Raw genomic sequence first — 12,190 nt, 5'->3', positions numbered from 1 at the left:
CAGTGCACGCCGAGGAAGACGCGGGTCAGCCCGACCCCTGCCGCCCAGCAGGCGGCCACCAGGCACATCGTGGTCCGGCCGCGCGGGGCGCGCAGAAGAGGTTCCAGACCCACCCCGAGGGGCGCCCCCGCCGCGTCGGCGTCTTCGCCCACCGGAGCGAACCCGCCTACCTCGGCGTCCTCGCGGCCCTGTGTGCGGGGGCCGCGTTCGTGCCCCTGAACAGGAAGTTCCCGCTGGACCGGACCCGGACCATGCTGGAGCGCGCGGAACTGGACGCCCTGATCGTCGACCGGGCCTCCGCCGCCCAGCTGCCCGAGCTGCTCGCCGGGATCGCCCGGCCGCCCGCGCTCCTGCTGCCCGAGGACGGCGGCCCGGCCGGCACCCCGGACCTCGGTGCCCTCGGTGTCCCCGTCCTCGAAGCGGCCGACCTCGGCACGGCGCCGGAACTGCGCGAGCCGCCCGAGACCGGCCCGGACGACCTGGCGTACCTGCTGTTCACCTCCGGCAGCACCGGCACGCCCAAGGGGGTGCCCATCACCCACGGCAACGTCCGCGCCTTCCTCGACGCCAACCAGGCCCGGTACGGGATCACCCCCGAGGACCGTTTCTCGCAGACGTTCGACCAGACCTTCGACCTGTCGGTGTTCGACCTGTTCATGGCGTGGGAACACGGCGCGCGCGTGTGCGCCATGGATCCGATCGAACTCCTCGCGCCCGCCAGGTACCTGGAGCGCAACGGCATCACCGTGTGGTTCTCGGTGCCGTCGGTCGCCGCGGTGCTGCGCAGGCGGGGCGCCCTCGCGCCGGACACGATGCCGACCCTGCGCTGGAGCCTGTTCTGCGGGGAGGCCCTGCCCAGGGCCACCGCCGAGGCGTGGCAGGCGGCCGCACCCCACTCGGTCGTGGAGAACCTGTACGGTCCGACGGAGCTGACCATCGCCTGTTCCGTCCACCGCTGGGACCCGGCGACCAGCCCCGACCGGTGCGTCCACGACAACGTGCCCATCGGCCGCCTCTACCCGGGCCTGCACGGACTCGTCGTGGACGAGCGGCTGGTACCCGTGGCCGACGGCGCCACCGGGGAACTGTGCGTCGCCGGCCCGCAGGCCACGCCCGGGTACTGGCGTGCCCCGGAGCTCACCGCGGAGCGGTTCTTCGAGCACGACGGCCGCAGCTACTACCGCACCGGCGACCTGGTGCGCCGGGACGGCGCCGACCTGGTCTGCCTCGGCCGCAACGACCAGCAGGTGAAGGTCGGGGGCCACCGCATCGAACTCGGCGAGGTCGAGGCCGTGCTGCGCCGGGCCGGCGCCACGGAGGCCGTCTGCCTGGTGTGGCCGGACGACTCCGCCCTCACCGCGGTCGTCACCGGCCCCGTCCCGGCGTCGGACCTGGCCGACGCGGCCGCGCGGGCCCTGCCCGCCTACATGGTCCCCAAGGCCGTGCACACCAGGGACGACCTGCCGGTGAACGCCAACGGCAAGGTCGACCGCGGCGCCCTGCGCCAGTGGCTCGGCACCCGCACCGCCACCCTCGCCTGACCTCAGCCACCTCCCACCGAGCACCCGCTGGAGAACACACATGAGCAGCGTCGACCAGCTGATCGCGCGCACTCTCGGGATCGCACCGGACCAGGTCACCGACGACCTCGAGTACCAGTCGGTCCGGGAGTGGGACTCCCTCGGCCATGTCGGGCTGATGGTCGCCCTGGAAGAGGCCTACGGGGTGCCCGTCGACGACGAACTCATCCTGGAGCTGCGGACCGTGGCCGCCATCCGCGCCTTCGCCGAGCGCGGCGGCGCCGTCTCGGGACCGGCCCCGGCGCCGCCGCCCGCCGGAACCGGGACCGGGACCGGGACCGCCACCGTCCACCGCGGCCTGGAGGGCGTCCGCTTCGACCGCACCGCCGTCACCCGCATCGACGGCGCGAACGGCGTCCTGGAGTACCGCGGGTACAGCATCCACGACCTGGCGGGCCAGGCCTCCTTCGAGGAGGTGGCGCACCTCCTCGTGCACGGCGGACTCCCGGACGCCGCGGCCCTGGAGGCGTTCGGCAAGGAGCTGCGCGCCCGGCGGGACCTGCCCGCGCCGGTCGTCGGCCTCGCCCGCTCGCTCGCCGGTGCCCCTCCGATGGAGGCCCTGCGCACCCTGGTGTCCGCGCTCGGTTCCTTCGCCGCGGTGCGCCGCGACGGCGACGAGACCTACGACGAGGCGCTGGAGGCCGGTATCGGCCTGATCGCCCGGGTGCCCCTGCTGGTCGCCGCCCACCACGCCTTCCGCAGCGGACGGGAGTTCACCCTCCCGACGGGCGAGACCTCGTACGCGGAGACCTTCCTGACCGCGCTGCTCGGCGAGCGCCCCTCGCCCGCGGCGGTCCGGTTCGTCGAGAAGGGGTTCATCGTCCACGCCGACCACAGCTCCAACGCGTCGGCGTTCACGGCACGGATCGCCATCGGCTGCCGTTCCGGCATGGCGGCGGCGCTCACCGCCGCGGTCGCCGCCTTCGCGGGCTCCGTCCACGGCGGCGCCGCCGAACGCGCGGTCCGGCTCGTGGACGAGGTGGGCGAGGCCGGCAACGCCGAGCGGTACGTCGCCGACCTCCAGCGGCAGGGCCGGCCGGTCATGGGCTTCGGCCACCGGGTGTACCGCACCGAGGACCCCCGGGTCCGCCATCTGCGGGAGACCGTCGTCGAGTTGAGCGAGGAGTGCGGCGACCACAGCGGCCTGGAGATCCTGGACGCGGTCGCCGCCGCGATGCGGCCGTACGGCAGGCACGGGGTCGCCCCCAACGTCGACCTGTACGCCGGGCTCGCCTACCGGCTGCTCGGCCTGCCCGACGACCTGGCGGTCCCCCTCTTCGTGATCGGCCGGACCGCCGGCTGGGTCGCCCAGGCGCTGGAGCAGCACGCCAACAACGTGCTGATCAGGCCGCTGCTGGAGTACGTCGGTCCGCGCGGTCTGCCGTACCCAGGGGCCGCCGGATGAGCGGCCACCTGCTGCTCGTCGGGGCCGAGGACCGGCGGCACGCCAGCGCGCACCGGCTGGGGCGGCGGCTGACCCTGCTCACCAGGGTCTCCGCCCTGGGCACGCTGGACGACCTGACGCGGTACGAGCGGATCGTCGCCGTGCCCGACACCGCCCCCCTCGGCGAGTGGGCGGCTCTCGCCCGTACCGTCGCCGCGCACGACCCCGTGGACGCGCTGGGCGCCTTCGCCGAGGAGGCCCAGGGCCACGCCGCGGTCGTCGCGGCGGAACTCGGGCTGCCCTGCCATCCGGTCGAGGTGGTGCGACGGGCCGCGCACGGTCCGCTGATGCGGGCCCGGCTGCGCGAGGCCGGCGTGGACGGTACGGCGGCGAGCGAGGTGCGCGACACCGCGGACGTCATCGCGTTCGCCGCCGTGTACGGCTACCCGCTGGTCCTCAAGCCCGTCGACGCCACGGGCCCCGGGGCCGTCGAGGTGCTCCGCTCGGCCGGCGACCTGCCGGACGCGCTGGAGCCGGGGCGCCCGATGATGGTCGAGGAGTTCCTGGACGGCACCGAGTACGGGGCCGAGGCGTTCTCCGAGGGCGGCGCGCACCGGCTCGTGTGCCTGACCCAGCCGCTGTCCGACCCGGTCAGCGGGGTGCGGACCGGGCACTGCCTGCCGACGCCGGTCGACGACCGGCTGCGCGCGCAGGTCGAGGCGTTCCTGCCGCGCGTGCTCGACGCGCTGGGCGTCTCGGACGGCCCCACGCACACCCGGATCGTGGCCACGGACGCGGGGCTGCGCGTGGTGCGCACCCACCTGCGGCCCGGCGGCGACCGGATCGTGGAGCTGGCCGCGCTGGCCCTGGGCCTGGACCTGGACGACCTGTGGGTACGGCAGGTGTGCGGACAGCCCGTCCTGGACGGACTGGCCGCCCGGCCCCGCCGCGCGGCCGCCGTCCGGTTCGTCACTCCGCGCGCCCCCGGCCTGCTGGAGCGCTGCTACGGCGCGGAGGAGGCGGCGGCCCTCGAAGGCGTCGAGGCCGTCCACTGGCTGCGCGAACCGGGCTCCCTGACTCCCGGCGCGCTCACCCCGGAGTCCCGCGGCGCCTGCGTCATCGCCACCGGCGCCACCGGCCGGCAGGCGGTGGACCGCAGCCTGGCGGCGGCCGCGCGGCTGCGGTTCGTGGTGGTGTGCGCCGGATGACCGCACCGCCGCCTGCGCCCGCCGGCCCGCACCGGACGAAGACGAAAACGAAGACGAAGACGAAGACCACGAAGGGGACGGACTGACCGTGATCGAGAGGGGACGGCTCGCGGGCCGCCACGCCGAGTGGTACGGCCTCGCGGCCTTCGCCGCGACCGCCGGGTTCGCCCTGCACGCCGTGCCGTACACCGGCCGGGTGCTGCTGGAGTCGCTGCTGCGCGACGGTGACCCGGACCGGGCCGCGACGCTGGGCAAGCGCCTGGCCGCGGGCGAGGCGCCGGATCTGGAGATGGTGTTCCGCCCGGCGCGCATCCTGGTGCAGGACTACACCGGCATTCCACTGCTCGTGGACCTGGCGGCGCTGCGCGACCGGGTGGCGCGGCCCGGCCGGGTCAGGCCTGCGCTGCCCGTCGACGTCGTCGTCGACCACTCCGTGCAGACCGACTTCGCCGGCCGGCCGGACGCGCTCGCGCTGAACGAGGCACTGGAGTGGGAGCGCAACCGGGAGCGGTACACGTTCCTGAAGTGGGCGGAGTCGGCGTTCGACGGCCTGCGCGTCATCCCGCCCGGCAGTGGCATCGTCCACCAGGTCAACCTGGAACGGCTGGCCACGGTGGTCGCCCGGGACCCCGGCGGGCTCCTGCGCCCGGACACGGTGATCGGCACCGACAGCCACACCACCATGGTGGGCGGCCTGGGCGTGCTCGGCTGGGGCGTCGGCGGCCTGGAGGCGGAGACCCTCATGCTGGGCCTGGCCCAGCCGATCCGTGTCCCGCCGGTCGTCGGCGTACGGCTCACCGGCGCGCCGCGCCCCGGCGTGTCGCCCACCGACGTCGTCCTCACCCTCACCCGGCGGCTGCGCGAGGAGAACGTCCGCGGCCTCATGCTGGAGTTCACCGGCCCCGGCGTGGCCGCGCTCACCGCCGCCGACCGCTGCACCGTCGCCAACATGGCGCCCGAGTACGGGGCCATGAGCGCGTTCTTCCCGGTCGACGAGGAAACCCTGCGCTACCTGCGGCAGACCGGACGCGACGAGGACCACGTCCGGCTCGTGGCGGAGTACTGCCGCGCCCAGGCCCTGCTCGCCGACCCGTCCGGCGGCACGGCCGCCGAGCCGCACTTCGGGCGGGTCGTCGAGGTCGACCTCGGGGCCGTCGAGGCGAGCCTGGCCGGGCCGAGCCGCCCGGACCAGCGGATCGCCCTGTCCGGACTGCCGGGCTCCTTCCGGGAGCTGTGCCCGCGTCCGCCGCGCAGCGCGCAGGGGCTGAGCGACGGTGACCTCGTCATCGCGTCCATCACCTCCTGCACCAGCACGTCGAACCCGAAGGCGATGCTGGCCGCCGGGGTGCTGGCCCGCCGGGCCGTGGAACGCGGCCTCACCGTGCCCGCCCACGTCCGCACCAGCCTGTCCCCGGGCTCCCGCGCCGTGACCCGCTACCTGCGCGACGCCGGGCTGCTGCCGTACCTGGAACGGCTCGGCTTCCACGTCGCCGGCTACGGCTGCATGACCTGCAACGGCGGCAGCGGGCCGCTCGCCGACGGGGTCGGCGCCGTGGTGGAGCGCGAGGGCCTGACGGTCGGCGCGGTGCTCAGCGGCAACCGCAACTTCGAGGCCCGCGTGCACGCCCAGGTGCGGGCCGGCTACCTGGCCTCGCCCGCCCTCGTGGTCGCGCTGGCCCTGGTGGGCCACGTCCGCGCCGACCTGGAGACCGAACCGATCGGCACCGGCCGCGACGGTGAGCCCGTGTACCTGCGCGACCTGTGGCCGGACTCCGCCGACCTCGCGGCCTTGGAGAGCGCGTACGTCACCCCGGAGGTGTTCGCGGCCGAGGCCGCGGGCTCCGCGGCGGCGGACCCGGCGGGCGGCTGGTCCGCGCTGTCCGCTCCGGACTCCGACGTCTTCCCGTGGGACGAGACGTCCACCTACATCCGCCCGCCCGCCTACGCGGGCCCCGCACCCGCCGCCCGCCCCCTCACCGGTGCCCGCGTCCTGCTCGCCCTCGGCGACGACGTCAGCACCGACCACATCTCGCCGGTGGGCGCCATCCCACCCGGCTCCTCGGCGGGCCGGCACCTGCGCGCACGCGGGGTGACGGACCTCAACTCCTACGGATCACGGCGCGGCAACCACGAGGTGATGGCGCGCGGCACCTTCAGCAACCCGCGGCTGGTCAACCGGCTGCTCGGCGACGGGGACGGCGGAGGCGACACCCTGCACCTGCCGAGCGGCGAGCGGCTGCCCGTCCACGAGGCCGCCGAGCGGTACGCCACGACCGGCACCCCGCTGATCGTGCTGGCCGGCCGCAGCTACGGCATGGGCTCGTCCCGGGACTGGGCGGCCAAGGGGCCCTGGCTGCTCGGCGTGCGCGCGGTGCTCGCGGAGAGCTTCGAACGCATCCACCGCACCAATCTGTGCGCCATGGGCATCCTGCCGCTGCTGCTGCCCGAGGGGACGTCGTGGCGCTCGCTGGGGCTGACCGGGCGGGAGGAGTTCGACCTCGCCGTGGACCTGGCCGGCGAGAGCGGGACCGTGACGGTCACGGCGGGCGGCGTCACCTTCGAGGCGCGGGCCGACGTGACGTCCGCCGGCGAGTGGGCCGTACTGCGCGCGGGCGGCACCCTGCCCCACCTGATCGACCGCATCGCCCGTGAGGAGGAGGCCCGATGAGCGGCCGTCTGCTGCGGGCGCTGGATCTGGCCACGGCCGCCGCGCCGCTCACCGAGCGGGCGGGCGCCTTCGCCCCGGTGCACCTCGGCACCCGCGACGTGCGGGTCGGCACCCTGCTCGACGCGGTGCGCGCCGAGGAGGGCCTGCTGCCGCCGCGCAGCGGCCACCTGGGCAACTGGGAGGACATCGCGCTCGGCCGGTCCGGCCCCATGGACTTCAACACCGCGGTCTGCGGCGGCGGACACGGCTTCCCGCTGATCTACGGCTTCACCCAGACCGAGGCGGACCCGTCGGGCGGCGACGGTGTCTACCTCCCCGGCTCCCTGGTCGAACACGGCCGGCGCCGGCCGCTGCCGCTGTACACCTGGGACGGGCGGGCCTTCGTCCGGCGCGACCGCTCCCGCCCGCTGTTCTGCCCCGTGGTGCAGGCCGAGGTGGACGGTGCGCTCACTCCGCTGGTCGAGGTGCACTGGCAGCGGATGCGCGCGCTCACCGGCTACCGCTTCGAGCTGGAGGCCACCCGGCTGGTCGCCCACGCCCCGCTGGTGACGGACATGCTGTGCGTGCTGCTGGCGGAAGCCGCCCGTCAGGACAACCCGCGCCGGGCGTACGCCGAGCTGATCAGTCACGCGGCCCGGCTCGACGGCGAGGTCGGCCGCTGCGAACTGCTCCCCGACGGCACCGGGTACGTGCTCGACGGCCACCGGTTCGACTCGGCGCGCGCCCTCGCCGAGGCGGCCCTGCTCCCGCTGCGCGCGTTGACCGAACCGCACGCGTTCTTCTCCCGGGCGGCCTCCCTGCCGCCGGTGCTCCCGGTGATGTCCCACCTGCTGACGACCGCGCTGTCGGCCCTGTTCGGGGCGGACTACCCGGATGCGGAGCCGGGCGGTGAGGCCGGGCGCCCGCCCGGCCTCACCGAGCACGGCTTCCGGGTCCATCTGCACTGGGGCGCCCGGGCGATGGCCGGCTGCCCGCCGCGCCGCGGCGGCTACTTCGGCCGCAAGTCCACCGCCCGTGCCCTGCGCGGCATCATGGGCCCGCTCGTGCGGGACTTCGCCGAGGCGCACCCGCTGTGCCTCGTCCTGCTGCCCGCGCCCGTCTTCATGCTCTGCCCGCCCGACACCTCACCGGGGGACGCCGAGCGGCTCAGGGCTCTGTTCAAGACCGTCCTGTCCACGCCCGCCGAGCAGGCGTACGAGACGGCGCTGGGCTGGCTCGCGGAGCACCGGGAGTCGCTGTCGCCGTACCTGCTCGACCGGTTCCGGGACGGCAGCGGCGTACCGCACGACGGGTCGCGGCGGGAGCCGGCGGCCCCCGCGGAACCCGACGGCTTCCGCGAACTGACGCTTCGTCAGGCGTCTGCCGTGGTCGCCGCGTTCGAGGAGGTGCTGGCATGACGGACACCGCGACCGGGTCCGGGACCCGGGTCGGCCACGGGCGGATCCGCATCGCGCTGGAGGAGCCGTTCGTCAGCAACCGGGGCGTCACCACGCACGTCGAGCAGACCGTCCTGCGCCTGGACTGGCAGGGCCTGACCGGCTACGGCACCGCGCTCGCCGCCGACGCCGGGGAACTGGCGGCCTGCGCGCCCCTGCTCGCCGACGCCGGGCCGTACGACCTGCGCCGCGTCCTCGACGCGCTCCGGGACGCCGGGGTCCGGCCCGCGGTGGCCGCGGCCGTCGACCTGGCCCTGCACGACCTGCTCGGCAAGGCCGCGGGCCTGCCCCTGCACCGGCTGCTGGGCCTCGCCGGACTCCCGCTCGCCCCGTCCGCGCTCTCCCTGGGCGCCGGCGACGAGGCCGAACTGCTGCGCAGCGCACGGGAGCTGGCCGACTGGCCGATCCTCAAGCTGAAGCTCACACCGGACGACGACGGCAGCCGCGCGGGCCTGCTGCGCTCGGTCTACGGCGGCCGTATCTGGGTCGACGGCAACGGCTCCTGGAGCCCCGCGCGTGCCGTGGAGGTGGCCCACACGCTGGCCGGGCACGGCGTGGAGCTGTTCGAGCAGCCCGTCGCCCGGGGGGACCTCGAGGGCCTGGCCCACGTGCACCGGCACGCGCCGGTGCCCGTCGTCGCCGACGAGGACTGCGCGCTGCCCGAGGACGTGCTGCCGCTGCGCGGCCGGGTGTCCGCGGTGAACGTCAAGCTGACCAAGTGCGGCGGCCTGCGCGCGGCCCTCGACATGATCACCGTGGCCCGTCGGGCGGGCCTCGGGGTGATGCTCGGCTGCAAGACCGAGAGCTCCCTCGGGGTGACCGCCATGGCCCAACTGGCCCCGCTGGCCGACTGGCTGGATCTCGACGGCTCGGTCGGCCTCAGGGACGACCCGTTCAGCGGCGCCGTGATGGACCGGGGCAGGATCGTGCTGCCGGACGGCCCCGGACTGGGCGCCCGCCCGCGCACCGACAGCCAGCACCTCTGGGAGACATGACATGCAATTCCGCTGCGCCGTACTCGACGACTTCCAGGACGTGGCGACCACGTTCGGCGACTGGTCGGCACTGGGCGACCGCGTCGAGGTCGTCACCTTCACCGAGCACTTCGCAGGCGAGGACGCCCTCGTCGCCGCCCTCGCCGACTTCGACTGCGTGGTCACCCTGCGCGAACGGGTTCCGTTCCCGGCCTCCCTGCTGGACCGGCTGCCGCGCCTGAAGCTGCTGATCGCCTCCGGCATGCGCAACTCCTCGATCGACTACGCGGCGGCGCGGGCGAACGGCGTCACCGTGTGCGGCACGCAGAGCTCCTCGACCCCGCCGGTCGAGCTGACCTGGGCCCTGCTCCTCGGCCTCGCCCGCGGCGTCGTCCAGGAGAACAACGCGCTGCGCGAGGGCGGCCCCTGGCAGTCCACCGTCGGTGCCGACCTGTACGGCCGCACCCTGGGGCTGCTGGGCCTGGGCAAGATCGGCGCCCTGGTGGCCCGGGTCGGGCTGGCCTTCGGCATGGAGGTCACCGCCTGGAGCCAGAACCTGACCAAGGAGCGCGCCGACGAGGTCGGCGTGTCCCTGGCCCCCTCCAAGGAGGAGCTGCTCGCGAGCAGCGACTTCGTCTCCGTCCACCTGAAGCTGAGCGACCGCACCCGTGGTCTGCTCGGGGCCGCCGAACTCGCCCTGCTCCAGCCGACCGCGTATCTGATCAACACGTCCCGGGCGGCGATCGTCGACCAGGACGCGCTGCTCAGCGCGCTGCACGAGGGCCGCATCGCCGGCGCCGGCCTCGATGTCTTCGACGTCGAGCCCCTGCCCGCCGGCCATCCGATGCGCACCGCGCCGCGCCTGCTCGCCACCCCGCACCTGGGCTATGTGTCCCGCGCCAACTACGAGCGCTACTACGGCCAGGCCGTGGAGGACGTCCAGGCCTACCTCGACGGCGACCCGGTCCGGGTCCTCGGCTGACGTGCCGTCGTGAGCTCCGGCGGGCCCCGCGCCCGCCGGGGCTCCGCTCCACCCCGCCCACCGTTCCCCGATGAATCGGAGACCACCACCGTGAGCCCGTCCCGCCGCATGATGAAACTCGGCGCCTTCCTGCCCGCGCCGGGCCACCACGTCGCCGCCTGGCGGCACCCGCACGCCCGCCCCGACGGTGGCCTGGACTTCGAGTACTACCGCTCGCTGGTGCAGACTGCCGAACGCGGCAAGTTCGACATGATCTTCCTCTCGGACGGCGCGGGCGTGCGCACCACCTACCGGGACGCCGAGGAGCTGAGCCGGCAGGGCCGCATGGTCCACTTCGAGCCACTGACCCTGCTGTCCGCGCTGGCCGTGCACACCACGCACATCGGGCTGACGGCCACCGCCTCCACGACGTACAACGAACCCTTCAACATCGCCCGCAAGTTCGCCTCCCTGGACTTCCTGAGCTCCGGACGCTCCGGGTGGAACGTGGTCACCTCGGTGACGGACGCCGAGGCGCGGAACTTCAACCTCGACCGGCAGCCCGACCACGCCACGCGCTACGACCGGGCCCGCGAGTTCATGGACGTCGTCACCGGTCTGTGGGACAGCTGGGAGGACGACGCCTTCGAGTACGACAAGGCCTCGGGCCGCTTCTTCGACCCGGCCAAGCTGCACATCCTGCACCACAAGGGCGAGCACTTCTCGGTGCGCGGCCCGCTCAACGTGGCCCGCCCGCCGCAGGGTTACCCGGTGATCGTGCAGGCCGGTTCCTCCGCCGACGGCCAGGACTTCGCCGCCCGCTGGGCCGAGGTGGTGTTCACCGCCCAGCAGACCCTGGACCAGGCGCAGACGTTCTACCGCGGCATCAAGAAGCGGGCGGCGGACCACGGACGGGACCCGCAGGACGTCAAGGTCCTGCCCGGCGCGTTCATCGTGGTCGGCCGCACGCGGGCCGAGGCCGAGGACAAGTACGCCGTCCTGCAGGACCTGGTCGACCCCGTGGTCGGGCTCGGTCTGCTCACCGGCCAGCTCGGCGACGTCGACATCTCCGGCTACCCGCTGGACGGTCCGCTGCCCGAGCTGCCCCCCACGGAGGGCTCCACCAGCAAGCAGCAGCTGATCTACGAGCAGGCGCGGCGCGAGGGCCTGACGATCCGCCAGCTGTACCTGTCGGTGTCGGCCGGACGCGGCCACCGGTTCCTGCTCGGCACCCCGGAGACGATCGCCGACGAACTGGAGGACTGGTTCGTCCATGAGGCCGCGGACGGCTTCAACATCATGCCCGACTACCTGCCCGACGGCCTCGACGCCATCGTCGAGCTGCTCGTCCCCGAGCTGCAGCGCCGCGGACTGTTCCGCAGCGAGTACGAGGGCACCACGCTGCGCGCCAACCTCGGGCTGCCCCGGCCCGCCTTCGGTGCCGCCCGCCGCCCGGCGGAGCCGCGCCCGTGACCGTCGAGGGCCGCACCCTGCGCTCCGTGCTGCGCGCCCACGCCTCGGGGGTGGCGGTGCTGACCGCCCCCGGCGCCGACGGGCCGGCCGGAGTGACCATCACCTCCTTCACGTCCGTCAGCGCCGATCCGGCCCTGGTCTCCTTCTGCCTGGCCGGCACCTCCTCCACCTGGGCCCGGATCCGGGACAGCCGCTGGTTCGGGATCCAGGTGATGGGCGCGGACCAGGCCGACGTGGCGCAGCGGTTCGCCGCGCCCGGCACCGACCGGTTCGCCGCACCCACCCGCTGGCACACCGGACCGCACGGCGTGCCGTTGCTCGACGACTGCCTGGCCTGGCTGGTGTGCAGCCGCCGCGAGCAGTTCCGCGTCGGCGACCACCACCTCGTGGTCGGCGCCGTGGAGCACGCGCGCTCCGGCGCGCCCGGCGACGCCCTGGTGCACCTGCACGGACAGGTCCGTCCGGTGACCGCCGCCCCCACCTCACTGGTTCTCTGACGTCCCACG

General features: G+C 74.8%; 8 protein-coding genes and 2 pseudogenes. 9 read left to right on the top strand and 1 reads right to left on the bottom strand.

The genetic code is table 11. The annotated features are described in order from the left end of the window. Nucleotides 1-95, bottom strand: a pseudogene (locus AB0N17_RS22010) (PAP2 family protein); the annotation flags it as partial. 87 nt (nt 96-182) lie between these two features. On the opposite strand from AB0N17_RS22010, the pseudogene AB0N17_RS22005 reads away from it, so the two are divergent. The 9 genes and pseudogenes from AB0N17_RS22005 to AB0N17_RS21965 all read left to right on the top strand — a co-directional run. Then, nucleotides 183-1,541 (top strand): annotated as a pseudogene (locus AB0N17_RS22005) (AMP-binding protein); the annotation flags it as partial. Between the two features lie 40 nt (nt 1,542-1,581). Beyond that, nucleotides 1,582-2,985, top strand: a complete 1,404-nt coding sequence (locus tag AB0N17_RS22000) for a citrate/2-methylcitrate synthase (RefSeq protein WP_366013106.1) — start codon at nt 1,582-1,584, stop codon at nt 2,983-2,985. Beyond that, nucleotides 2,982-4,172, top strand: coding sequence for an ATP-grasp domain-containing protein (locus tag AB0N17_RS21995; protein ID WP_366013105.1), 1,191 nt, complete (start codon nt 2,982-2,984; stop codon nt 4,170-4,172). Before AB0N17_RS22000 ends, AB0N17_RS21995 begins: the two co-directional genes overlap by 4 nt. Nucleotides 4,173-4,260: 88 nt before the next feature. After that, entirely contained in the window at nt 4,261-6,840 is a 2,580-nt protein-coding gene (gene acnA, locus AB0N17_RS21990; RefSeq protein ID WP_366013104.1) for an aconitate hydratase AcnA, read from the top strand. Beyond that, nucleotides 6,837-8,237, top strand: coding sequence for a DUF6025 family protein (locus AB0N17_RS21985; RefSeq protein ID WP_366013103.1), 1,401 nt, complete (start codon nt 6,837-6,839; stop codon nt 8,235-8,237). Before acnA ends, AB0N17_RS21985 begins: the two co-directional genes overlap by 4 nt. Continuing rightward, complete coding sequence (locus AB0N17_RS21980; RefSeq protein ID WP_366013102.1) at nt 8,234-9,271, top strand: enolase C-terminal domain-like protein; 1,038 nt, start codon at nt 8,234-8,236, stop codon at nt 9,269-9,271. Before AB0N17_RS21985 ends, AB0N17_RS21980 begins: the two co-directional genes overlap by 4 nt. A gap of 1 nt (nt 9,272) precedes the next feature. Then, a complete protein-coding gene (locus tag AB0N17_RS21975; protein ID WP_366013101.1) occupies nt 9,273-10,232 on the top strand; it encodes a D-2-hydroxyacid dehydrogenase family protein in 960 nt (319 codons plus the stop codon). A gap of 90 nt (nt 10,233-10,322) precedes the next feature. Then, nucleotides 10,323-11,684: an LLM class flavin-dependent oxidoreductase gene (locus tag AB0N17_RS21970; protein ID WP_366013100.1), complete on the top strand. Its 1,362-nt coding sequence runs from the start codon at nt 10,323-10,325 to the stop codon at nt 11,682-11,684. Further along, a complete protein-coding gene (locus AB0N17_RS21965; protein ID WP_366013099.1) occupies nt 11,681-12,181 on the top strand; it encodes a flavin reductase family protein in 501 nt (166 codons plus the stop codon). The genes AB0N17_RS21970 and AB0N17_RS21965 overlap by 4 nt, the downstream gene beginning before the upstream one ends. Nucleotides 12,182-12,190: the final 9 nt, after the last annotated feature.

This window comes from Streptomyces sp. NPDC051133 (assembly GCF_040682635.1).
Taxonomy (GTDB): Bacteria; Actinomycetota; Actinomycetes; order Streptomycetales; family Streptomycetaceae; genus Streptomyces.
Note: the sequence above shows the minus strand (reverse complement) of the source record. Positions and strands in the feature narration are given on the sequence as shown.